Raw genomic sequence first — 24,563 nt, forward strand, 5'->3', positions numbered from 1 at the left:
GTATTGTCATGAAATAGTAGGAGAAAATGCATTTTCTCCTACTATTTCATGACAATACTGCTTAAATGAGTCAAAAATCAACAATATTATTTAACAGAGCTATTAAATTAATTATATAAAAAATATAAATTATTTTACCATTTCATATTGTTAACACTTGTTCAAAGAGTATAAACTATTATAGAAATAAACAAAATACAATATCAATATAATAAGGAGAATCTTCATGTCAAACGAAACCTATCAGCTCATTGCTATAGTCTTTTATCTGGCAGCCATGTTATGGATCGGTTGGTATGCCTACAAAAAAACACAAAACTTAACCGATTATATGCTTGGCGGACGCTCACTTGGTCCTGCAGTAACTGCATTAAGTGCAGGAGCAGCGGATATGAGTGGATGGCTTTTAATGGGCTTGCCGGGCGGGATATATGTGACAGGTCTTGCCGATGCGTGGATTGCCATCGGTCTAACGATTGGCGCCTATTGTAACTGGTTCTTTGTAGCACCTCGTCTGCGTTCCTATACACAAGTGGCAAATGACTCTATCACAATACCAAGTTATTTAGAAAACCGATTTCATGATACAACTAAACTCTTGAGGATTGTTTCAGGTATCGTTATCCTTATCTTTTTCACTTTTTATGTATCTTCAGGAATGGTATCTGGCGGTGTTTTCTTTGAAAGCTCCTTTGATGTAAGCTATCAAACTGGATTATTGATCGTAGGCGGTGTAGTCGTAGCTTACACACTTTTTGGAGGCTTTTTAGCAGTAAGTTATACTGATTTTCTTCAAGGACTAATGATGTTAATTGCGCTGTTACTCGTTCCTGCCCTTGCAGTATTTCAAACTGGAGGCCCTGCTGAAACGATTCATACAATCCGAGCAATAGACCCGACACTCTTTGACCTTTTTAAAGGGACTACTTTCCTTGGAATTGTATCTGCAATGGCATGGGGGCTTGGTTATTTCGGGCAACCTCATATTATCGTCCGATTTATGGCCATTTCAACTGTCAAAGAAATCAAAAGCGCTCGCAGGATTGGTATGAGCTGGATGATTTTCTCCTTAATAGGAACCATCTTAACCGCATTTATTGGTATTGCCTTTTTCGAAAAACATCCAGAGTTTACATTAAATAACCCTGAGGCAGTATTTCTCACTTTAGGCCAAATTCTATTTCACCCGCTTATAGCCGGATTCTTGCTTGCTGCTGTCCTAGCTGCCATTATGAGTACCATTTCTTCTCAATTAATTGTTACATCCAGCGCACTAGTAGAGGACTTATATAAAGTGCTGCTCCGTAAAGATGGCAGCGATAAAGAATATGTCTTCTTAGGAAGACTCGCCGTGCTAGCAGTATCCGTGATAGCTGCCATCCTAGCCTTCGAACAGGATAATACCATCTTAAACCTTGTAGCATATGCTTGGGCAGGCTTTGGCGGGTCATTTGGTCCGGTCATTCTATTAAGCTTATTTTGGAGAAAAATGACGAACTGGGGAGCATTAGCGGGTATGGTATCTGGCGCCGTTACCGTTATCCTCTGGGCAAACTTAACAGAGGCAGGCGTTATTCCATTTCAGTTATATGAAATTGTCCCAGGATTTATCATAAACTTGTTCTTCTCCATTGTTGTCAGCTTAATCACCTATAAACATAATGATAAAATTGAGAAAGCATTCAATGAAAGTGTTGCTCTGATTAAAAATGACAAATAATAAAAAGACGGTCATTACGACCGTCCTTTTTTGTCATTTTCTATCCTTTCCCGGGAAATTTACCATTAGTTTGTCGGACTCTATTATATTTTATCTTTAAATAAAAGTATCCATTAAAAAAGCTGATGGCGTTATTCCATCAGCTTTTACTCATTATCTTTTTTGCAATTCTTCCATCAAAAGCTTATTAACCATTTGTGGATTAGCCTGTCCTTTTGATGCTTTCATGACTTGTCCAACAAGGGAACCTAAGGCCTTCCCTTTTCCATTTTTAAAGTCTTCCACTGACTTCGGATTCGCATCAATCGCTTCCGTTACCCATTTTAGAAGCGCACCTTCATCAGAAACCTGTACAAGGCCTTTTTCTTTTACAACTGTTGCCGCATCTCCGCCGTTTTCAATTAACTCTTTAAACACAGTCTTCGCGATTTTCGATGAAATCGTTCCGTCCTGAATCAATTTAATCATTCCAGCAAGAGATTCCGGAGTAAGGGCTACTTCATGTAATTCCTTTTGTTCTGCATTTAAGTATGCTGATACATCGCCCATCATCCAGTTCGATGCAAGCTTTGCATCTGCACCCGCTTGAACAGTCGCTTCAAAGAAATCAGACATTTCTTTTGTCACTGTTAAAACAGCCGCATCATAGACAGGAAGCCCAAGATCTTCGACATAACGCTTCTTGCGCTCATCTGGAAGTTCTGGGATTTCCGCACGAATACGAGCTTTCCAGTCTTCATCAATATAAATATCTAATAGATCAGGCTCTGGGAAGTAACGATAATCATCAGAACCCTCTTTTACACGCATAAGAATCGTCGTATTTGTTGCTTCATCATAGCGGCGTGTTTCCTGTTCAATTACTCCACCAGAACGCAGTACTTGAGCCTGTCTCTTTTCTTCATACTCAAGACCTTTACGGACAAAGTTAAAGGAGTTCAAGTTCTTTAATTCCGTTTTGGTGCCAAACTCTTTTTGCCCCACTGGGCGAAGTGAAATATTGGCATCACAACGAAGTGAGCCTTCTTCCATTTTGCAATCAGATACACCTGTATATTGAATAATCGATTTCAATTTTTCCAAATAGGCGTATGCTTCATTCGCCGTACGAATATCTGGCTCCGAAACAATCTCAATCAATGGTGTTCCCTGGCGGTTATAATCACAAAGTGAATAACCAGGACCATGATTTAATTTACCAGCATCTTCCTCTAAATGAATACGGGTAATACCAATTTTCTTCTTATAACCATCAACTTCTATTTCAATCCATCCATGTTCTCCAATTGGTTTATCAAATTGAGAAATCTGATATGCCTTTGGATTATCTGGATAAAAATAATTTTTACGGTCAAATTTTGTTTCCGATGCTACTTCACAGTTTAATGCCATACAAGCCTTCATGCCATAATCGACTACCTTTTTGTTTAACACCGGCAGCACGCCTGGATAGCCTAGCTCGATAACAGAAGTATTCGTATTAGGATCTGCTCCAAATTGATTTGGACTAGCCGAAAAGATTTTTGAGTCTGTTTTTAATTCTACATGGACTTCAAGTCCAATAACCGTTTCAAATTCCAATTTTCTCCCCCCTTACAGTGCAGGCTTTTGCTTATGATAATCTGTTGCCTGCTCATACGCATGGGCAACGCGGTAAACAGTGCTTTCATCAAAATGCTTTCCAATAATCTGCAGTCCTAGCGGCAGCCCGTTATTACTAAAGCCGCAAGGAACTGAAATCCCTGGTACACCAGCAAGGTTAACAGGAATCGTTAAGATATCATTGATATACATGGTTAACGGATCAGAGATATTTTCGCCGATTGTAAATGCAGGTGTTGGTGTAGTCGGTCCGACAATCACATCATATTTGGCAAATACATCTTCGAAATCCTTTTTAATTAGTGTGCGAACTCTCTGCGCCTTTTTATAATAGGCATCATAATAACCAGAGCTCAGAGCGAATGTACCAAGCATAATACGGCGCTTAACCTCATCGCCAAACCCTTCTGCTCTTGTATTCTTATACAAGTCCATTAACGTTTCAGAGTTTGGAGAGCGATAGCCATAACGAACACCATCAAAGCGCGCCAGGTTAGCGGAAGCTTCAGAGGATGAAAGTAAATAATACGCAGCTAAAGCATACTTGGAATGTGGCAGTGATACTTCTTCCCAAACCGCTCCAAGACTCTCTAATACCTTAAGTGCATCTAGAACAGATTGACGTACTTCTTCATTAACGCCCTCACCAAGGTATTCCTTTGGAACTGCAATCTTCAAGCCTTTCACATCGCCTGTTAAAGCTTGGACAAAATTTGGTACCTCAACGTTTGCAGATGTCGAATCCATAGGATCAAGACCAGAAATAGCCTGAAGCAAGTAAGCATTATCCTCAACATTTCTCGTAATTGGTCCAATTTGATCTAATGAAGAAGCAAATGCTACTAAACCAAATCGAGATACACGGCCATATGTCGGCTTTAACCCAACAACACCACAGAAGGATGCCGGCTGTCTAATAGAGCCCCCTGTATCAGAGCCTAATGAAAAAGGCACTTCTCCTGCTGCAACAGCTGCAGCCGAACCGCCGGAAGAACCACCTGGAACCTTCTCTAAATTCCATGGATTATAAGTCTTTTGAAAACCTGAGTTTTCATTAGAAGAACCCATAGCAAATTCATCCATATTTATTTTCCCAATTGTAATTGTATCTGCTTTATGTAATTGATCCACAACAGTTGCATTATAAATAGGATTAAAATTTTCAAGAATCTTGCTGGCGCAGGTTGTACGTAAATCCTTTGTAACAATATTATCCTTTACGCCGATTGGCATACCAAACAGCAGCCCTTTTGATTCGTCAGTTCCTATTTTCGCGTCTAGATTTTTCGCCGTTTCCCGAGCTCTTTCCTCATCTAACGTTAAAAATGCCTGTACCTTGTCATCTACTTCTTGAATTCGTTTATACGATTCATCGACAAGATCAGACACTGTAATTTCTTTTTTATGTAGCAGCTCATGAAGATCTGATACTTTATGATCAAACAAACTCACAGGGTCTCTCCTCCTTACTCAATAATGGCTGGTACTTTTATTTGTCCGTATTCATGCGCTGGAGCATTTTTTAATACTTCTTCAACTGGAAGTCCAGGCTTCGCGACATCCTCACGCATTACATTTTTCATATCTAATACATGTGAAGTAGGCTCTACATGATCAGTATCAAGCTCATTTAACAGCTCAGCAAATGTAATAATTGCACCTAATTGATGAGCGAACTTTTCAGCCTCTTCCTCTGTTATCGCAAGACGGGCTAAGTTTGCCACATGTTTCACTTCATCGATTGTAATTTTTGTCAATTTTGGTCACCCCCTACAGTATTCGAACAATCGCACAATAATTTGATAATATCAAACTTTAGTACGCTAAACAAGAGTGTCAGGCATGCATATTAGACAATACCTGACACTTTTTTCATTACTGAATTAATTTTTTAAAAAAGGAAAATACACCTTTTTTCTCTTCCTTTATCTCAGAAACTGCCTGTTTTCTCGTTACGAAAATATTATCTTTATCCACTGCATTAGAATGAGCAAGAATTAAGCCAATATCTGTTTGATGCTCTTGGTTTGTCACAATCGTGAACTCTATTTTATTTTCATTTGCCTTTTGTATATATTTTGATAAAAAACGGTAATCAATATGTCCATTCAAATAAAGATGTGTTTGCGGATGTGCCTTCATCTCTTGCTCCACATCCTTGTAAATCTCCTCTTCCATCACTTGCCCTTGCGTCAGAGCGATTTCAATTCTTTCTCTTAAAGTCCCTAGATACTTTCTTCTTTCATCGGGATTCGTTTCCTTTGGACCATGAATGCCTTGTTGAAGATAATCTTCAACATCTGGTTTCGGCATTTGCAGCACCTCCTAGACTATTGAACCTATTATTATGTATGTTTCAAAGCCTTTACAAGTGAATAATATCAGCTTTTCCATGATAATAACAAAACATCCCCTCTTTCTATAAAAGAGGGGGATGCTTTCACACTCATTATTTAGAGTTAAATTGTTCAGCTTCTGTAGACCCTTTTAAGGCTGTTGTTGATGATTGACCGCCAGTGACAACCATTGAAACCTGATCGAAATAGCCTGTTCCAACTTCCCTTTGATGTCTTGTTGCTGTATAACCGTATTGCTCGCTTCCAAACTCAGCCTGCTGTAATTCAGAATAAGCTGCCATACCGCGATCACGATAACCGCGTGCCAATTCAAACATACTGTGGTTTAATGCATGGAAGCCTGCTAGTGTAACAAATTGGAACTTATAGCCCATTTTACCGAGCTCTTTTTGGAACTCTGCAATGGTTTGCTTATCAAGCTTTTGCTCCCAGTTAAAGGATGGAGAGCAATTATAGGCTAATGGTTTACCAGGATATTTCTCATGAATAGCTGCTGCAAATCGTCTTGCCTCTTCAATATTCGGTTCAGACGTCTCACACCAAATTAAATCAGCATATGGTGCATAAGCAAGACCGCGTGCGATTGCCTGATCTAATCCGGCTCTTGTACGGAAGAATCCTTCTGACGTTCTTTCACCTGTAATGAACGGAGAATCGTATGGATCGACATCACTTGTAATTAAATCAGCTGCATTTGCATCTGTACGGGCAACGAGAATGGTCGGAACACCCATAACATCTGCTGCAAGTCGAGCGGCCACTAGATTACGAACCGCTGTTTGAGTTGGAAGGAGAACCTTCCCTCCAAGATGTCCGCATTTTTTCTCAGAGGATAGTTGATCTTCAAAATGAACTCCTGCCGCACCTGCTTCAATCATGTTCTTCATTAATTCAAAGCAATTTAGCTGTCCGCCAAAGCCTGCTTCAGCATCAGCCATGATAGGCGCGAACCAATCAATACGACTATCTCCTTCTAAATGATGAATTTGATCTGCCCGCTGGAGAGCTTGGTTAATACGTTTCACTACATGTGGTACACTGTTTGCCGGATACAAACTTTGGTCAGGATACATTTGCCCAGAAAGATTGGCATCTGCTGCAACCTGCCATCCGCTTAGATAAATAGCCTTAAGACCTGCTTTTACCTGTTGAACAGCCTGATTCCCCGTTAAGGCACCAAGTGCTGCAACATAGTCTTCTTCCTTGATCATTTTCCAGAGCTTTTCAGATCCTCTTCTTGCCAATGTATGTTCAATATCCAGCGAACCTCTCAGTTTAATAACTTCTTCAGCTGTATATGGTCTCTTAATTCCTTTCCATCTGTCCTCATTTCTCCAGCTTTCTTTTAATTGTTGAATTCGATTTTGTATCATTTACAAACATCTCCTTTGTTCGTACAGAATAGATTCAAATTTCCCCTCTTAGAGAACGACGAGTATGTGATTCTACCAATTAAACCGCCAAAAAAGGAATTTCCGAAGAACATATTAGTGAATATATTAACTTTATAACGAACGCACCCACATAAAAAAATTACTCTAAAATTTCATATCCAGGTAAGGTTAGAAAATCAACAAATTCATCGTTTAGGATCAGCCTGTCGAATAACTGAACGGCTTCATTGAAACGACCATTTTGATAGGCCTCTGCTCCAATATCCTGTTTGATTTTCGTCAATTCTTCTGTCTTTAATCTTTCATACATCTCTGGTGTTACTTTTCTGCCATCATCTAGTACTCCTTTTGGATGACGAATCCATTGCCAAACTTGAGCTCTGCTGATTTCAGCCGTTGCTGCATCTTCCATTAAATGATGGAGCGGCGCTGCACCTCTTCCACATAACCACGAAGCAATATATTGAATACCAACATTGATATTCATGCGAACCCCAGATTCAGTAATGGTTCCCTTTGGTACATCTAGTAATTGTCTAGCATTTACTTTAATAGATTGCTGCTTTGACGAATTAATTTGGTTGGCTTCAGGCATTTCACGATTAAACACTTCCATTGCTACCGGTACTAAGCCTGGATGTGCCACCCATGTTCCATCATGCCCATCCCGTGCTTCTCGTTCTTTATCGGCACGAACTTTTGAAAATGCTTCCTCATTTGCTCTCGAATTCCCGCTAACCGGAATTTGTGCAGCCATTCCGCCAATTGCCGGTGCCTTTCTTTTATGACAAGTTTGAATGGTTAATAAGGAATAGGATCTCATAAATGGCACAGTCATCGTGACTTGTGAGCGGTCAGGTAAGATGACATCATTCTGGTTACGCAGCTTCTTCAAATAACTGAAAATATAATCCCATCGCCCGCAATTCAATCCTGCTGAGTGGTCCCTCAGTTCATAAAGAATCTCATCCATTTCAAAGGCTGCCATGATTGTTTCAATTAATACCGTTGCCTTAATGGTACCTTGCGGAATATTGAGATAATCCTGAGCAAAGACGAAGACATCGTTCCATAGTCTTGCCTCATGGTGGCTTTCGAGCTTTGGCAGATAAAAGTAAGGTCCTGTTCCTCTTTCTATTAACTGCTTCGCATTATGGAAAAAGTACAGACCAAAATCAAGTAGGCTTCCGGAAATCAGCTGGCCGTCTATGACTATATTTTTTTCCTCTAAATGGAACCCACGTGGTCGTACAAGAAGTACGGCGGTTTGTTCCTTTAATTTGTATTCTTTTCCGGCAGGATTATGAAAAGAAATTGTTCTTCTTGCTGCATCTCGTAAGTTAATCTGCCCTTCAATGATATTTCTCCATGTTGGTGCAGTCGCATCCTCACAATCTGCCATGAATACTTTGGCACCGGAATTAAGGGCATTAATAATCATTTTTCGATCCGTTGGTCCCGTAATTTCCACACGTCGATCTTGGAGATCCTTTGGGAGCGGTCGAATAGTCCAGTCTCCATTTCGAATATGAGCAGTTTCAGGAAGGAAATCTGGCAGCTTTCCTTGATCAATTTCTTTTTGTCTTATCTGCCTTTGTTTAAGCAGCTCCTTACGCCGTTTACCAAACCTCTCCTCCAATTGTTCGATAAAACTTAATGCTTCTGGAGTTAAGATCGTCTCATAGCCCGGCAATAACTTTCCGACAATTTGAATACCAACCTTTTGTGTGGACATAGTATTGAATCCCCTCCCTGTTATAAAACATTCATCTTCCTCTGTATAGTATTATATAACAGAATTTTCTAAAATGTATATTTTTTTTAAATATTAACAAATATACTTTTCGACAAATTCTATAATACTAGAGGAGGCAATCACTTATGATGAACGCTGACTCACTTTTTTCTTGTAAATAAGAAAAGCGCAAGCGCCTTGGAAAGCAGAACGTCTACTAAAAGCCGCCACGCCCTGTGGCGAACGTAGACGTCAGCACATCCTATGCAAGTCCGACAAGCATAAGACACGCCTGAATAGAAGGCGTTCTTTGCCTTCAATTCAGGCGTGGCTAGACCAATCGGAACTAGGCGCTGGAACTAGCCCAAGAAAAAAGATAGAGAAACGCTTGTCTCTCTATCCTATTAAGCATTAATGATAAATATGAACAAATGGTTCCTTTTGATCGACTTCTTTCACAATTAACGCTTCTGGCCCATTTACAGAGGATATATTTACTTGAACGGAAATATAATCTGGAAAATGTTCCATTACTTTTCCTGTTACAAACTGCGTAAAGCCAATCCCTTCTGTTTTACCATAAAATTGAATGGGGATATCAATATTTAATTCCTGAAGATGTCCTCCTGCATAAAACGCCCTTCCAACAACACCGTTAAAGTTTGGAAAGTATGCCTCGACATCCTGTTTAAAATTAGAGAAGGAAGTAGCATCATCTCTATGCTGCTCTGTAGCTTCACTGGACGGAAATAAAACGTATTTCTCATCAATCGCTTTCCAGTCTCCTAATTGAGAGCTTCCTTTGCTAACATTTGAATACGTGAAAAAGCTGCCCGGCACGACAGAGGTTCTGCTCTCTTGCTGAAATAAGGCAATTGTAATCGGAACCTCTTTCAAGCCATCTATCTTTCGTAACCGTTTGATTACTTCTTCTGCTAACCTCTTACCTTCCTTTTCTAGTGTTTCCTGCGGAATTTTTGTATCAAATGTTGCCCCATATTGTTCTTTTTGGTAATAATGGATTGAATTTAACGCAAGTCCAATTACAACTCCGCCAAGACTGACTTTGCCATTATCCCCTTTTACTAAATAATCATGCTCTAAAATATGAGCCAAATAAATCGGATTTTTTTCATTTCTTTCGGCAATACTCCCTTGTTCATCATCAAGCGGATTCAAGCCAATATTATCCGATTCCTTCATGTTCCTTGCTTTTAGCTGCTCCGGAGTAAACTTACGATTCAGCCATAATCTTACCCTTTCTGCCTTTAAGTATTGTCCTTCTTGAAACAAATACTTATCAGGGTCAAACGAATTCTGAGCTACTCTCATCAATCCTATCTCAAACTCATTAAGATCATATTTCGAATTCAAATTATTAACGACCAATCCGCGAGCCTCTGATGGTTTAAAAGGTAAAATCGTTCGATAATAATCATCAGAAATTTTATATTTAGGAATAATCGCTTTCTCATCTGATTCCTTCTGATCCTGTACAACCTCTTCTTGTTTTTGGAAATTGGGTGCACAGCTTGACAGCAATAAGACTGAAATGAGAGCTATACTTAAGACTTTCCTCACGTATAACACCTCTTATTTTGATAATTCTTCAACCAGTCTCTCCTCATTCCACACCACGATGCCTAAGTCCTCTGCTTTTTTGAGCTTTGAACCTGCATCTTCACCTGCAATAACTAAATCTGTCTTTTTACTTACACTTCCTGCTACATTTCCACCAAGTGCTTCAATCTTTTCTTTCGCTTCATTTCTAGTCATCTCTACTAATTTACCAGTCAAAACAATCGTTTTACCAAAGAAAAAGGAATTAGATTTCTCACTTGGAGCTGGCTTTATACCTGTATACTTCATATTGATTTCCAATTCTTTCAACTCTTGGATAAGCTCCTGAACCTCTTCTTGTTCAAAGAAAGTAACAATAGAATCAGCCATCTTTTCACCGATTTCATTAATAGCCGTTAATTCTTCTCGACTTGCTTCCCGAAGTTTGTCCATGTCTTCAAACTGCTGTGCTAACGTTTTTGCTGCTTTGGCTCCAACATGTCTTATGCCTAAGCCAAACAAAAGTTTTTCCAGCGAATTGGATTTTGAAGCTTCTATTGCTGCCAATAAATTTGCGACAGACTTCTCTCCCATACGCTCTAAACCAAGTAATTGTTCCCTTGTTAATTTATATAAATCTGCAACATCTTCAATTAATTTTTCGGCAAATAACTGACTGATCACTCTTTCGCCAAGACCGTCAATATTCATTGCATTTCGAGAAACAAAGTGAATTAACCCCTCACGGATCTGGGCCGGGCATTTAGGATTGATACACCTTAGAGCCACTTCTCCCTCGATGCGGACAAGCTCACTGTCACACTCCGGACAATGAGTCGGCATATGAAATTCCGTTTCTTCACCTGTTCTTCTTTCCGGCAATACATTCACTACTTCCGGTATAATATCACCGGCCTTTTTCACTACAACCTGATCCCCAATCTTAATATCCTTCTCACGAATCAGATCCTCGTTGTGAAGTGATGCTCTTTGCACCGTCGTACCGGCAACCTTTACAGGACTTAAGATAGCTGTTGGTGTGATTACCCCAGTTCGACCTACATTGAGTTCAATATCAAGTAAAGTGGTTACGACTTCCTCTGCCGGAAATTTATAAGCAATTGCCCAGCGCGGGCTTTTTGCTGTTGTTCCTAATTCCGCCTGCTGAGAAAGAGAATCCACTTTTATGACTATCCCATCAATCTCATAAGGAAGATGCGGACGTTTTTCAATCCAGCCATCTATATAAGCGAGTACTTCCTCAATATTTGAGCAGACTTTCCGCTCCTTATTAGTTTTAAAGCCGAGCTGATCGAGCCAGTCAAGACCCTCACTATGGGCCGCTACATTTGTATCTCCCATATTGGCAATCGAATAGAGGAAGACATCTAAATTTCGTGAAGCGGCAATTTTCGGATCAAGTTGACGTAATGATCCTGCTGCAGCATTTCTTGGATTGGCAAATGGTTCTTCCCCATTCTCTTCTTTCAGCTCATTCAACCTAAGAAAAGAACGCTTTGGCATAAAAGCTTCACCGCGTACCTCCATTGTCATCGGCTCTCTAAGTCGAAGCGGGATGGAGCGAATGGTTTTTAAATTAGCAGTAATATCTTCTCCAACGGACCCGTCCCCGCGGGTTGAACCCTGAATGAACACACCATCTTCATATTTTAGCGATACCGCTAACCCGTCGATTTTCAGCTCACAAACATAGGAAAATTGATCGCCGACAGCCTGGCGGACTTTTCGGTCAAAATCCCGCAAATCCTCTTCATTAAAGGCATTCCCTAGACTTAACATGGGACTGTCATGCGTCACTTTGTTAAACATGTCAAGAACTTGTCCTCCGACGCGCTGTGTTGGCGAGTCGGGCGTTACGAGCTCTGGAAATTCTTCTTCAAGCTTCCCTAATTCGTTCAATAGCTGATCGTATTCTGCATCTGGAACAGATGGTTTATCAAGAACATAATATTCGTAGTTATATTGATTTAATTGATTGCGTAAATCAGTTATCTTCTTTTCTGCTGTTTGAAAATCCATATAAGCTCCATTCCTCCATCTTATACCTTCTTAATTGGGGCAAATTGAGCCAATAATCTTTTGATACCAGTTGGGCTTGGAAAAGCAATATCAAGCTCTGTCCCATTTCCGCTGCCCTTCACACTCACAACAGTGCCGATACCCCATTTTCCATGCTCTGCTTTATCTCCAACCTTCCAATCTTCATCTTCACCGCCAGTATTCGTTACAGCAGGTCTCATAACGGCTTTACGCTGCTGCTGAAGTCTCGTACTGCCTAATGTCGTAGATTGGGATAATGAAGTACTCTTTTTAGCCGGCTCCAAGCCTTCTAATAATTCCACAGGTATTTCCTTAATAAAACGAGATGGAAGATTCATGTTGGTTCGGCCAAATAAGGTTCTCATTTTAGCATTTGTTAAAAATAACTGCTCTTCTGCTCTAGTGACCCCAACATACATCAACCGCCGTTCCTCTTCCATTTCAGCTTCTTCCATTAATGACCGGCTGTGCGGGAACACGCCCTCTTCAAGTCCAATTAGGAACACGATTGGGAATTCCAATCCTTTTGCCGAGTGAAGAGTCATCAGTATAACTGACTCTGTTTGTTCTCCATCATCATCAAGCTTATCAATATCCGCTACTAAAGCAAGATCAGTTAAAAAACCGACTAAGCTTTTATCATCATTAGTATCCTCAAAGTTTTTCGTAACAGAAAGAAACTCATCTATATTTTCCAGCCTGCTTTGGGCTTCAATTGATTTCTCAGCCTCCAGCATTTCACGGTAGCCTATTTTTTCTAGCACTTCTTCAACTAGATCTGTTACTGATAAGTACTCCTGCATATTTGTAAGATTATTAATTAAATCTCTAAATTGTGCTGCTGCTTTTGTAATTTTAGGACTCAATCCCATTAATTCGACAGAATCAAGGGCTTGGTGTATAGAAATATCATAACTCCCGGCAAAGTTAGCCATTTTATCAAAAGAACTTGATCCAATTCCTCTTTTTGGAACATTGATAATTCTTTGTAGACTGATGTCATCATCTGGATTAGCAATCAAACGAAGGTATGCAAGAATATCCTTAATTTCTTTGCGATCATAGAACTTTGTGCCTCCTACGATGGAATACTCAATATTTGATTTGAGTAATGCTTCCTCCATTACACGTGACTGCGCATTTGTCCGATAAAGGATGGCGATATCAGACCATTTGCGATTTTCTTTCTGCACAATTTCCTTCATCTTGCCAACAACAAATTGTGCTTCTCCCTGTTCACTGTCTGCTCGATAATAGTGAATTTTATTTCCTTCTGGATTATCCGTCCAAAGATTTTTTACTTTTCGGTTCGCATTGTTAGAAATAACCTTATTGGCTGCCTCAAGAATACTTTTCGTTGAGCGGTAATTTTGTTCAAGCAAGATTACCCGTGCACTTGGATAATCCTTTTCAAAAGAAAGGATATTCGTGATATCTGCTCCCCGCCAGCGATAGATAGATTGATCTGAATCACCGACAACACATAAATTTTGAAAACGTGAAGCTAATAATTTTACTAATAAGTACTGGGATTTATTGGTATCCTGGTACTCATCAACGTGAATATATTGAAATTTTCTTTGATAAAATTCAAGTACTTCAGGGACTCGTTTGAATAAGTTGATTGTCATCATGATGAGGTCGTCAAAGTCTAAGGCTTGATTTTTGCTCAGACGCTTTTGATACTCGGTGTAGACATCACTTACGATTTGTTCATTATATTCGCCAACATTTTTTGCAAATGCCTTTGTATCAATCAATTCATTTTTTGCCGAGCTAATTGCGCCCAGAATAGCCCGTGGGTCATGTTTTTTCGGATCGAGGTTTCTATCTTTTAATATCTGTTTAATAACAGATAGCTGATCACCCGAATCCAAGATTGTAAAATTCCGATTAAAACCAATTCGATCAATATCTCTTCTTAAAATTCTTACACACATAGAATGAAAGGTAGAGATCCATACCTCATCAGCTGTTCCACCCATTAAGTTATAAATCCGATCCTTCATTTCGCGCGCGGCCTTGTTTGTGAAAGTTATCGCTAAAATGTTATAGGGATTCACTTGCTTTTCTACCATTAAATACGCAATCCGATGAGTCAGTACTCTTGTCTTTCCACTTCCTGCTCCTGCCATAATTAATAATGGCCCATCAGTTGTTTTTACCGCTTCCTGCTGCTGGGGATTCAATCCGTTTAACAGTTTATCTGTTAAAAAATTCATTATAATTATTCACCGCCAATCAAACATATGTTCTACATTATTTTACGCTTTGCAAGGCTATTATTCAATCATTTTCCTTTTACGGCTTTAACCGTCTGCAAAGCTTCCTCAATATTTTCATAAAGACTATTTCCTACAACAACCACATCGGCCAAAGCGGCCATTTCACTTGCTTGTTCACGATTAGAAATACCTCCGCCATAAAACAAAAGTGTATTTTCTAACGCATTTTTTACTTCTTTAACTACATCCTTTTCACCGTATGTACCGCTATACTCCAAATAAAAGACAGGCAGATGGAACATCCTCTCGGCCATCATCGCATAGGCGGCCACATCCTCCTTAGATAAATCAGTATTTGCCTCCGTTAGCTGGGCTGCTTTACAGTCTTTATTTAAAATGCAATATCCAAGAAAAGAAAATTCATCCCAGTTCATTATTTCTCCATATTCTTTAATAGCCTGTTGATGAAGACCTGTAATCCATTTAGGGTTGCTGCTATTTAAAACCGTCGGGATAAAATAAAGGTCAAATCCAGGTGTAATTGTTTCAATTGAAGAAATTTCTAATACGCATGGGACTGTGTAACGACGGACTCGAGCCATCAAATCTAACACATTTTCGAGTGTGACTCCATCAGTACCGCCAACAATGATTGCATCTGTTCCTGATTCACATATCCTTTCCAGATGCTCATCTGAAATTGATTTATTGGGATCAAGTTTAAAAACATGTCTCCACTCACGCACATCATACATGCAAACTTCCTCCATTCCATGTTTACATTACATCATTATAGCATTAGAGAAATTAAATGAAAAAAGAAATTAGGCCTTGTCATGTCAGACATATGCAAATTAAAAAGCAGCAGGAACTTGACCAGCCTGAGGCTTCAATTAGATACACCTGAGTAGAAAGCATGGCTAAAATCAGGAACATAAGCTAATGCCCATTGAGTAGAATGCAACCGTGAGCATTATGAACGTTCTTTGATGCCCGTTTAGCAGAGAATAACCGTACAACGGGCATTAGCATCGCTGTTTGATGCTCGTTTCGCAGAGTGCAACCGTACAACGGGCATTAGCATCGCTGTTTAATGCCCCTTCACCAGAGTACAACCGCATAACGGGCATTAGCATCACTTTTTAATGCCCCTTCACCAGAGTACAACCTCACAACGGGCATTAGTAACACTTTTTAATGCCCCTTCACTAGAGTACAACCTCACAACGGGCATTAGCATCACTTTTTAATGCCCATTCACCAGAGTACAACCTCACAACGGGCATTAGCAACACTCTTTAATGCCCCTTCACCAAAGTGCAACCGTACAACGGGCATTAGCATCACTTTTTAATGCCCATTCACCAGAGTACAACCGCATAACGGGCATTAGCATCGCTGTTTAATGCCCCTTCACCAGAGTATAACCGCATAACGGGCATTAGCAACGCAGACCACCTTATGAGACTAGACGCTGGAGCTGGATTGCACAAAAAAACCGATGGGGATTTCCATCGGTTTTTCCGCGAATTATTCTTCTGTTACAACTGGCTGATCTTCTTTAATTCGTTCTAGTGCCATTTCGTAAGCATCATTTCCATAGTTCAAACAGCGTTTTACTCGAGAAATGGTAGCTGTACTTGCACCTGTCTCTGTTTCGATTATATGATACGTTTTGCCTTCACGAAGCATTCTCGCAACTTCTAAACGTTGGGCTAATGACTGAATTTCATTTACTGTGCAAAGATCATCAAAAAATCGATAACATTCTTCTAAATCATTTAATGACAGAACAGCATTAAATAACTGATCTAGTTCTTTTCCTCTTAGCTTTTCAATTTGCATTAAGATTACTCCTTTATTTTCACTACAAAAATGACCATTTACTCAAAAGATATAAGCTGCTCAAGGCCAGGGTCAGTCGGTATTACATTAATCCAAGTTTTCCCTGGAACAAGCCCAACGGCTTCACCGTTTGCATACGGTACAATCCTGCCGTCAACATTTTTCCATTCCACTTCTATCTTCTGCCCTTTTTGCAATAAATAAGCTCTTCCACCACTTGTTAAATCAATATCACGCAACCCGACAGTGCTGTCAATGATTCTATGCTTCATTTCAACAATGAACACATTATCAACCAATACTGGCTCTTGCGTGTCATAGTCAATCGTTTGTTCTCCATTTGAAAAACGCTTATATTTCTTTAACTGGGTGTCATATTCAAATGTTGAGCTAAAGGTTTTATCAAAATAGGAGATTGAGACTTTCTCGGCTTCATCACCAGTTAAAGCACTCACTTCATCCTCTGTTAAGAATACCAGTGGTTTAGGAGCATTCTCCATCTCGTAGTTGTTTTGCTCCGCACCTTTCAATATATTCTTAAAAGAGATATAGGAGTTATGCGGCGCATCACGGAAGCTTTCCCGTTCAAATAAGGTTCCATCATAGTATAGACCATTTAAGTGATCGATATATCCTCGATCAAGTAAATCTTTGGCACCTGAGCTGTTGCCGTGGGCAATATAAAGACTATCATAGCCTTTAGCCAGTTCAATATAGTATTCACGAGCACTTCTAACAGATCCAATGATATCAGGCTGTTCACTCTGGAAAATGGCTAGAAACCGCGTTACATTTCCTTCTGCCAGGATTTCGTAGACGATATCCGCTTTATAAAGTCCTGACTGTGGTCTTGACTTTGGATGGTTATTAACCATAACGGCTATAGCTCTTCCATCAACAGTTTCGGCACTTCCGATGCCAGTCAACGGAAAATGATATGGCAGTTCTCGCGGTATTACTTCTTCATTAACCTCTTCCTGATTTGGTTCTGACACCTCTTCATTCTCTCCAACAGCCTGTTCTTTCGGACTGCAGCCTGCTAGAATGAAGAAGGTAACGGCTGTAATGGTTAAGAACCTTTTCCACATATAGAACACACCCCGTTCATTGTTCTATTTTACTTTTATATTTTAACGCATTATTGTTGGAAAGAGTACCATTTTCTTCTTTACTTCATACATTCCTACTGGGGTTATACGAATATATGGTAAATGGGTTGCTGAGAAAAATAATAAGGTTTGAAATGGATCAGCATAACGATAGCCCTTTTTCTGCATATAAGCAACAAAATCCTTTTGTTCCGTTAACAGTTCCTCAACTGGCTTTCTAGACATCAATCCTCTTAATGGCAGTGAAATTTCTTTTGCTATTTCTCCATTTTCAGCAATGACAATCCCGCCGCCAATTTCCTTCATTCGCTCAAAAGCCTTTATCATATCACGTTTATTTTTTCCAATTAGAATAATATCCCCCGTGTGTGTAAAACTGCTTGCCAAGCCTGAAAGATTTTCCGCAAAGCCTTTCACAACCGTATTAATTCTCCATTGCCCATTCCGGTCAACAAACATAAAGAAGCATTCATCCTTACTATTGTTTAAGTTCTCACCGGATACATCAATAGAAAGTGAATAAGGTTTCGTAATAACGGCATTTTCCATCGCAATTCCAACCGGCATGGAAAACTGAAGATCTTCCATTGATAATTCCCAATCTAACTGTAAAGGTAACAAGTCAAATTCGTCTGCTGATGAAATTTTATATCCCTCTCTATTAATAACCCCATTACGCTTTACCCATTGTCCTTTGGCTAAAACAGATACAGGGGTAGGGTTGTTCTCATCCGTTAAGAAGTTGATATTGGCAATCCTGCCTGTTGCAATGTTGCCATGCAAATAGTCAATATTGTAGTGTCTCGCAACATTAATGGTTGCCATATTATAGGCATCAATGACCGGAACACCTTTATCAATCGCTATTTTAATCATATTATCTATAATTCCCTGTTCATAAAAATCAGCCGAGGAACCATCTGTCGTTAACATGAATTTATCATAGACATTAATCCCAAGTTCATGGATTTCATCCAAGAGCTTCGGTAAATCCGGGCGAATACTTGAATACCTTAATGATACGGTGTATCCCTGCATGAGCCTATCATATACCTCTTCTCCATTGATGGCCTCATGATCGCTGTCTGCCCCCAACAGAACCATTTTCGCTAACGTTTTTTCAGAAGCCCCGGGAAAATGCCCTTCAATTTTCTTTCTCATTCGTTTGGCTTCTTGAATCCAATGAAGCATCATATCATCGCCGTCAAGCAATTTCGGCCAACCCGTTAATTCGCCTCCTTGCAGGACAGCATCATGCTCAAGCCAAGATTTTACATGACTATGAGAAAATATTACTTCCTCATCTTTAATCTCTGTTTCAGAATCAAAACGACTCCACCAATACATCGTGGAAGGAATCTGCCTCATGTCTCTCAAAAAGGTAAACGCTTTCTTTTTATCGAGCTGTAAAAATAACAGTAGGTTGTCATTAATCATCGTTGTTGTTCCAAACTGGGATGCATATGCGGCCAGTGAAAGGGGATTATATAAACGAAATGGATGTGTATGCGGCTCAATATAACCTGGTACTAGTGTTAAATTTGTACAGTCAACCACTTCACAGCCTTTCATGTTTTGCGGCAAACTGTTTCCAACATAAATAATTCGATCATCATAAATCCAAATGTTTGCTGTCATCCATTTACGAAATGATTGATTTAAGTAACGAGCATTTTTTAAAAGTATGGTCGGGGCAAGATTACCATCCATAACTGCAACATGTTCTCGTAAATGTTTAGTTTTCCATCGGTAGCGTTGTTCAAGCATGTTACGCCCCTCCTTTATCAGTAAAAATGTAAGCCTTTACATGATGTTTATAATTCATACTAACATATTTTATAGTTTAGCGCACTAAAGTTGCATGTAAAAATACTGTAAATTTATTCATTAAGAAAGGAATATGAACATGATAAAAGTAGAAAAGAATATTGGGATTCTTAATGCATTAATTAGGATTACAGCTGGTCTCACTCTTTTAGCCTGGTGTACAGCAAAGCTTTCTAAAAGACCCTACTGCAACTCCTATATATGGTTGTCCATATGCGGTGCAATGAAAGTGGCTGAGGGAATTGTTCGATTTTGTCCGATCACAGCAATGATTCAGAACGAACAAGTTACTAACCTGTTACAAGAGGGTTCGGAGCAGAATGAAACCCAATCATCATTTGATGAAACAGTCCCATCTTAATAAAGCTAAGAAAAGCGGAACGTCTACTAAATGCCTCCACGTCCTGGGGCAAATGCAGACGCCAGCATATCCTGTGCAAGTAAGGAAAGGATGGTTAGCCAAAAGGCTTGCCATCCTTTTTGAGTTTCTATCATTTCCTTATTTGTTCAAAAGTTCAATTGCTCTATATCCAATATCCTTGCGGTAGAACACTCCGTCACATTGCAGGTGCTCAAGTCCTTTATAAACAACATCTTGTGCTTCTTTTAGAGATTTTGCTTTTGCACCGGCTAATAGTACACGGCCGCCATTTGTTTCAAATTCACCGGAATCGCCCAGCTTTGTACCCGCATGGAATACAAATAATTCCTCACTTACCTTATCTAATCCGTGCAGAACGGCTCCTTTATCATATTGCTCAGGATATCCGTTTGCAGCAACAACCACACCAAGCATCGCCTGCTCATCCCAGCTGATTTCTACTTCTTCACCGGCAATTACCTTTTCCATGACTTCAACAAGGTCAGAAGTCATTCTTGGAAGAATAACCTGTGTTTCCGGATCGCCAAATCGAGCATTAAATTCAATAACCTTCGGACCCTTTTCCGTTTTAATCAATCCGGCATAAAGGACACCGCAAAAACTGCGACCCTCTTTTACCATCGCTTGTGCAGCCGGCTTTAATACCGTTTCAACAGCAATATCTACTGTTTCCTTACCAATATGTTCAACAGGAGAATAGGCTCCCATACCACCGGTATTTGGACCTTGGTCGCCGTCAAACGCACGCTTGTGATCCTGTGCAATTTCTAACGGTGTCACCTTTTCACCATTCACCAAAGCCATGAGTGAAAATTCCTCACCGCTTAAAAATTCCTCGATTACAACCGTTGCTGAAGCATTTCCGAACTTTGCATCAACTAGCATTTCTTTAAGGCTTGCTAAAGCATCATCCAACGTTAAAGCAACCGTAACACCTTTTCCGGCTGCAAGTCCATCCGCCTTAATAACAATAGGTGCTCCTTTTTCCTTAACATAGGCAACCGCTTGTTCATAATCTGTAAAAACTGCATACTCGGCAGTCGGGATATTATATTTCTGCATTAACTCCTTAGCAAAGGCTTTACTTCCCTCTATTTCAGCAGCTTTTTGTTTTGGTCCAAAGACCTTTAAGCCTGCTTCCTCAAAGCGATCAGCAAGTCCTTCTAGAAGAGGTACTTCAGGTCCGATGATTGTAAGGCCAACCTCATTAGCCAAAGCAAATTCAACGAGTTTCTCCTGGCTGCTTTCATCGATTTGAATTAACTCAGCCACATCAGTCATCCCTGCATTGCCTGGTGCCACAAATACTGTATCGACTTTCGGACTTTCCTTTACTTTACGGCAAATGGCATGCTCGCGGCCGCCTCGACCGATAACCAATATATTCATTCCGTTCAGCTCCCCGTTTAGTAAAATTAATGTTTAAAATGGCGAACAGCTGTAAATACCATCGCAATTCCGTACTCATTAGCCTTCTTTATAGAATCTTCATCACGAATAGAGCCACCCGGTTGAATGATAGCCGTAATTCCCGCTTTCGCAGCTGCCTCTACTGTATCATCCATTGGGAAAAATGCATCCGATGCCAATGCAGCACCTTTCGCTTTTTCACCAGCTTGTTCCAGTGCAATTTTCGCTGACCCTACACGGTTCATTTGTCCTGCGCCTACTCCAAGTGTCATTTGTTTATCAGTGACAACGATGGCGTTTGACTTAACATGTTTGACAACCTTCCAGCCAAGCTTTAAAGCTTCCCACTCTTCATCAGTAGGCTTGCGGTCAGTTGGAATGGTAATCGTTGCATCATCTAAGGAATAGTTGTCTTGATCCTGTGTAAGCAGACCGCCTTCAACAGAAGTTAATGTCATTTCATTCGTACCTTGGAGGTCAAATGGAATGGTTAGTAAACGCAGATTTTTCTTCGCTGTAAGAACAGAAAGGGCCTCCTCTGTAAAGGAAGGTGCAATAATGATTTCTAGGAAAATCTCATGAAGCTTTTCAGCTAATGGTTTATCTACTTCTCGGTTTAATGCGATAATTCCTCCAAAAATAGAAACTGGATCTGCTTCAAAAGCTTTTTCAAATGCAGTGAAAATATCGCTTCCTGTTCCAACACCGCATGGATTCATATGTTTTACCGCTACAGCAGCCGGTTCAGTAAACTCTTTTACAATTTGCAATGCCGCATCTGCATCATGAATATTATTATAAGAAAGTTCTTTTCCATGTAATTGTTCAGCATAAGCAATTGAAAACTTAGAGCCTAATGGCTTTCTATAGAAGGCAGCCTTTTGATGAGGATTTTCTCCGTAGCGCAGTCCCTGTTTCAACTCGTAAGTAACAGTTAATTTTTCCGGAGTCTCAAGGCCTGTAAGTTCTGTCATGTAGTTAGCAATGATTGCATCATATGCCGCTGTATGACGGAATACTTTCGCAGCAAGCTCACGGCGTGTTTTAAATGTAACCTCTCCTGCTTCCTTTAAATCACTGATAACCTTCTCATAGTCCGTTGGGTCAACAACAACTGCAACATATTGATGGTTTTTTGCAGCAGAGCGAAGCATTGTAGGACCGCCGATATCAATATTTTCAATGGCATCTTCTACTGTCACATCCGGCTTCTCAATTGTCTGCTGAAATGGATATAAATTAACACAAACAATTTGAATCGGATCAATTTGATGTTCATTCATTTGCTCTACATGACTTGAATCGTCAAATTTCGCAAGCAAACCGCCATGAATCAGCGGATTTAATGTTTTAACACGACCGTCTAAGATTTCAGGAAACCCTGTTACATCACTGACACCGATTACTGGAATACCCGCTTCCTGAATCGCCTTTTTCGTACCGCCGGTTGAAATCAATTCGAAGCCAAGCTCTACCAATTGCTTTGCAAATTCAATTACGCCTGTTTTATCTGACACGCTCAATAATGCACGTTTTTTCATGATCAGTCTCCCCTCAGTGATATACACACTCATTCATTTTGGTAACAAATGCTCATTATCTCGCTCTATTAAAGCAGTTTCCCTTACACAGAAGTATTCTGACTGTGAAATAATCTTTGTAATACAGCTGGGTAAAGTTTGTGTTCAATTGCATGAATTTTTTCTTCCAGCATTTCCTTTGTATCACCTTCGTCAATGACAACTTCCTGTTGGTCGATTACCGGTCCTGTATCCATTCCCTCATCTACAAAGTGAACGGTTACCCCTGTCTTTTTTGCTTTTGCAGCTAAAGCCTGTCCAATCGCATCTTTCCCTTGGAAGGCAGGAAGAAGTGAAGGATGAATATTCACGATTCTTCCTTTGTATGCGTTCAATAATGTATGCCCGATTAATCTCATATAACCAGCCAGAACAATGAATTCAATCCCCTGTTCATGAAGCTTCTGCAGGATTTCCTCTTCATAGCCGGCCTTATTCTCATAATCCTTTGCCGTAAAAACAAAGGATGGAATATTTTCCGTTTCTGCCCGTTTAATACACATCGCACCTTTGCGATCACAAACCAACAAACCAATTTGTGCCTCTAGTTTCCCGTCTTTTATTGCATCATTTATGGCTTGAAAATTTGTGCCGCTCCCGGAAGCAAACACAGCAATCTTTTTCATGAACTTTCCTCCGAATTTCCGAATAAACGGGCTGTTTTGGTTGATGGAAGCTTATTTTAACTTCATTTCAATTCCCGGTTTATTTGTAACAACCCCAATAGGATATGCCTTTTCACCAGCTTGATTGAAAAACTCTACTACATCTGCAGCGTCTTTCTCATCCACAGCGATAACCATTCCTGTTCCCATATTAAAAATATTGTACATTTCTTTTCTATCCAGCTCACCAATTGATTCCATTAGTGTAAAAACAGGAGGGACATGCCAATTTTCTTCATTTAATTCCGCACCAAGGTCTTCAGGAAGCATCCGTGGGATATTTTCAATAAAGCCGCCGCCTGTGATATGGGCAAGGCCTTTTAAATTAAATTTCTCAAGTGCAGCCAGGATTGGCTTTACATAAATTTTTGTTGGACGAAGCAATTCTTCACCTAATGTACAGCCGAGCTCCTCGACATGATTATTTAAATCCATTCCAGCTTGTTGTAAGAACAACTTTCGTACAAGGGAATATCCATTACTATGAATACCACTTGAAGCTAAACCAATTAAGATATCACCTTGCTTGATTTCTTTACCAGAGATAATCTTGCTTTTTTCACATGCCCCAACTGCAAATCCAGCAAGGTCATATTCCTCTTCACTGTACATTCCAGGCATTTCTGCTGTTTCGCCGCCAACAAGTGCACAGCCTGCTTGTTCACAACCATCGGCAATTCCTTTAACAATTGCCTCAATCTTTGCCGGTTCTGCTTTACCGCAAGCAATATAATCAAGGAAATAAATTGGCTCTGCACCTTGTACCACAATATCATTCACACACATGGCAACAGCATCAATGCCGATTGTGTCATGACGATCCATCATGAAAGCAAGCATTAATTTCGTTCCAACACCATCCGTACCAGAAACTAATACAGGCTCCTTTAAATTTAATGTGGACAAATCAAACATTCCGCCAAATCCGCCTAACCCGCCAAGTACGCCGGGTCTCATTGTCTTTTGCACATGCTTTTTCATTCTTGAAACGGCCTCATACCCTGCTTCAATATTTACACCTGCTTGTTCATATGCTTTTGCCATATTGAGATCCCCCATTTATCATAGAGACTGTCTCAAACGAGAAGGCA

At 40.0% G+C, this 24,563-nt stretch carries 19 protein-coding genes; 2 read left to right on the forward strand and 17 right to left on the reverse strand.

The features are described 5' to 3' along the window. Window positions 1–226 precede the first annotated feature (226 nt). Window positions 227–1,720 (forward strand): sodium/proline symporter PutP, encoded by a 1,494-nt coding sequence (gene putP / locus F4V44_RS11265; protein ID WP_150440126.1) that lies wholly within the window; start codon window positions 227–229, stop codon window positions 1,718–1,720. Between the two features lie 153 nt (window positions 1,721–1,873). Here the strand turns inward: putP and gatB are convergent, their stop codons facing one another. The 13 genes from gatB to F4V44_RS11330 all read right to left on the reverse strand — a co-directional run bounded on the left by gatB (window position 1,874) and on the right by F4V44_RS11330 (window position 19,375). Next, window positions 1,874–3,301, reverse strand: coding sequence for an Asp-tRNA(Asn)/Glu-tRNA(Gln) amidotransferase subunit GatB (gatB, locus tag F4V44_RS11270; protein ID WP_150440127.1), 1,428 nt, complete (start codon window positions 3,299–3,301; stop codon window positions 1,874–1,876). Between the two features lie 12 nt (window positions 3,302–3,313). Beyond that, complete coding sequence (gene gatA / locus F4V44_RS11275; protein ID WP_150440128.1) at window positions 3,314–4,774, reverse strand: Asp-tRNA(Asn)/Glu-tRNA(Gln) amidotransferase subunit GatA; 1,461 nt, start codon at window positions 4,772–4,774, stop codon at window positions 3,314–3,316. A gap of 14 nt (window positions 4,775–4,788) precedes the next feature. Next, window positions 4,789–5,079 (reverse strand): Asp-tRNA(Asn)/Glu-tRNA(Gln) amidotransferase subunit GatC, encoded by a 291-nt coding sequence (gene gatC, locus F4V44_RS11280; protein ID WP_150440129.1) that lies wholly within the window; start codon window positions 5,077–5,079, stop codon window positions 4,789–4,791. Window positions 5,080–5,197: 118 nt separating this feature from the next. Beyond that, window positions 5,198–5,635: a YueI family protein gene (locus F4V44_RS11285; RefSeq protein ID WP_150440130.1), complete on the reverse strand. Its 438-nt coding sequence runs from the start codon at window positions 5,633–5,635 to the stop codon at window positions 5,198–5,200. Window positions 5,636–5,771: 136 nt separating this feature from the next. Continuing rightward, window positions 5,772–7,052: an isocitrate lyase gene (gene aceA / locus F4V44_RS11290; RefSeq protein ID WP_150440131.1), complete on the reverse strand. Its 1,281-nt coding sequence runs from the start codon at window positions 7,050–7,052 to the stop codon at window positions 5,772–5,774. Window positions 7,053–7,212: 160 nt separating this feature from the next. Next, a complete protein-coding gene (gene aceB / locus F4V44_RS11295) occupies window positions 7,213–8,808 on the reverse strand; it encodes a malate synthase A (protein ID WP_150440132.1) in 1,596 nt (531 codons plus the stop codon). 411 nt (window positions 8,809–9,219) lie between these two features. Then, a complete protein-coding gene (locus tag F4V44_RS11300) occupies window positions 9,220–10,389 on the reverse strand; it encodes a CamS family sex pheromone protein (protein WP_150440133.1) in 1,170 nt (389 codons plus the stop codon). A 12-nt stretch (window positions 10,390–10,401) separates the two neighbouring features. Then, a complete protein-coding gene (ligA, locus tag F4V44_RS11305; RefSeq protein WP_150440134.1) occupies window positions 10,402–12,408 on the reverse strand; it encodes an NAD-dependent DNA ligase LigA in 2,007 nt (668 codons plus the stop codon). Between the two features lie 20 nt (window positions 12,409–12,428). Continuing rightward, a complete protein-coding gene (gene pcrA / locus F4V44_RS11310) occupies window positions 12,429–14,651 on the reverse strand; it encodes a DNA helicase PcrA (protein WP_150440135.1) in 2,223 nt (740 codons plus the stop codon). A gap of 68 nt (window positions 14,652–14,719) precedes the next feature. Next, window positions 14,720–15,409, reverse strand: a complete 690-nt coding sequence (locus F4V44_RS11315; protein ID WP_150440136.1) for a heptaprenylglyceryl phosphate synthase — start codon at window positions 15,407–15,409, stop codon at window positions 14,720–14,722. 775 nt (window positions 15,410–16,184) lie between these two features. Then, a complete protein-coding gene (locus F4V44_RS11320) occupies window positions 16,185–16,499 on the reverse strand; it encodes a YerC/YecD family TrpR-related protein (protein WP_150440137.1) in 315 nt (104 codons plus the stop codon). A 38-nt stretch (window positions 16,500–16,537) separates the two neighbouring features. Continuing rightward, window positions 16,538–17,587: a DUF3048 domain-containing protein gene (locus tag F4V44_RS11325; protein WP_150440138.1), complete on the reverse strand. Its 1,050-nt coding sequence runs from the start codon at window positions 17,585–17,587 to the stop codon at window positions 16,538–16,540. 42 nt (window positions 17,588–17,629) lie between these two features. Then, entirely contained in the window at window positions 17,630–19,375 is a 1,746-nt protein-coding gene (locus tag F4V44_RS11330) for an adenine deaminase C-terminal domain-containing protein (protein WP_150440139.1), read from the reverse strand. 139 nt (window positions 19,376–19,514) lie between these two features. On the opposite strand from F4V44_RS11330, the gene F4V44_RS11335 reads away from it, so the two are divergent. Next, window positions 19,515–19,796, forward strand: coding sequence for a YgaP family membrane protein (locus F4V44_RS11335; protein WP_223881863.1), 282 nt, complete (start codon window positions 19,515–19,517; stop codon window positions 19,794–19,796). A 138-nt stretch (window positions 19,797–19,934) separates the two neighbouring features. On the opposite strand, the gene purD is transcribed toward F4V44_RS11335, so the two are convergent. The 4 genes from purD to purM form a co-directional block, all read right to left on the reverse strand. After that, window positions 19,935–21,206 carry a phosphoribosylamine--glycine ligase gene (gene purD / locus F4V44_RS11340; protein WP_150440140.1) on the reverse strand — a complete coding sequence of 424 codons (1,272 nt, stop codon included), beginning with the start codon at window positions 21,204–21,206 and terminating at the stop codon, window positions 19,935–19,937. Between the two features lie 26 nt (window positions 21,207–21,232). Further along, window positions 21,233–22,768 (reverse strand): bifunctional phosphoribosylaminoimidazolecarboxamide formyltransferase/IMP cyclohydrolase, encoded by a 1,536-nt coding sequence (purH, locus tag F4V44_RS11345; protein WP_150440141.1) that lies wholly within the window; start codon window positions 22,766–22,768, stop codon window positions 21,233–21,235. Between the two features lie 83 nt (window positions 22,769–22,851). Next, window positions 22,852–23,433: a phosphoribosylglycinamide formyltransferase gene (gene purN, locus F4V44_RS11350; RefSeq protein WP_150440142.1), complete on the reverse strand. Its 582-nt coding sequence runs from the start codon at window positions 23,431–23,433 to the stop codon at window positions 22,852–22,854. A 51-nt stretch (window positions 23,434–23,484) separates the two neighbouring features. Further along, complete coding sequence (purM, locus tag F4V44_RS11355; RefSeq protein ID WP_150440143.1) at window positions 23,485–24,516, reverse strand: phosphoribosylformylglycinamidine cyclo-ligase; 1,032 nt, start codon at window positions 24,514–24,516, stop codon at window positions 23,485–23,487. Window positions 24,517–24,563 lie beyond the last annotated feature (47 nt).

Origin of the sequence: Niallia endozanthoxylica (genome assembly GCF_008710145.1) — a bacterium.
GTDB lineage: Bacteria > Bacillota > Bacilli > Bacillales > Cytobacillaceae > Bacillus_BD > Bacillus_BD endozanthoxylica.

Bases quoted from the DNA above. Each gene is read 5' to 3' on its own strand.
- aceB (WP_150440132.1), bottom strand. From the start codon at position 8,808: ATGTCCACACAAAAGGTTGGTATTCAAATTGTCGGAAAGTTATTGCCG.
- F4V44_RS11325 (WP_150440138.1), bottom strand. From the start codon at position 17,587: ATGTGGAAAAGGTTCTTAACCATTACAGCCGTTACCTTCTTCATTCTA.
- purM (WP_150440143.1), bottom strand. From the start codon at position 24,516: ATGGCAAAAGCATATGAACAAGCAGGTGTAAATATTGAAGCAGGGTAT.
- F4V44_RS11320 (WP_150440137.1), bottom strand. From the start codon at position 16,499: ATGCAAATTGAAAAGCTAAGAGGAAAAGAACTAGATCAGTTATTTAAT.
- putP (WP_150440126.1), top strand. From the start codon at position 227: ATGTCAAACGAAACCTATCAGCTCATTGCTATAGTCTTTTATCTGGCA.
- pcrA (WP_150440135.1), bottom strand. From the start codon at position 14,651: ATGAATTTTTTAACAGATAAACTGTTAAACGGATTGAATCCCCAGCAG.
- F4V44_RS11315 (WP_150440136.1), bottom strand. From the start codon at position 15,409: ATGTATGATGTGCGTGAGTGGAGACATGTTTTTAAACTTGATCCCAAT.
- F4V44_RS11285 (WP_150440130.1), bottom strand. From the start codon at position 5,635: ATGCCGAAACCAGATGTTGAAGATTATCTTCAACAAGGCATTCATGGT.
- F4V44_RS11335 (WP_223881863.1), top strand. From the start codon at position 19,515: ATGATAAAAGTAGAAAAGAATATTGGGATTCTTAATGCATTAATTAGG.
- ligA (WP_150440134.1), bottom strand. From the start codon at position 12,408: ATGGATTTTCAAACAGCAGAAAAGAAGATAACTGATTTACGCAATCAA.
- purN (WP_150440142.1), bottom strand. From the start codon at position 23,433: ATGAAAAAGATTGCTGTGTTTGCTTCCGGGAGCGGCACAAATTTTCAA.
- F4V44_RS11330 (WP_150440139.1), bottom strand. From the start codon at position 19,375: ATGCTTGAACAACGCTACCGATGGAAAACTAAACATTTACGAGAACAT.
- purH (WP_150440141.1), bottom strand. From the start codon at position 22,768: ATGAAAAAACGTGCATTATTGAGCGTGTCAGATAAAACAGGCGTAATT.
- purD (WP_150440140.1), bottom strand. From the start codon at position 21,206: ATGAATATATTGGTTATCGGTCGAGGCGGCCGCGAGCATGCCATTTGC.
- aceA (WP_150440131.1), bottom strand. From the start codon at position 7,052: ATGATACAAAATCGAATTCAACAATTAAAAGAAAGCTGGAGAAATGAG.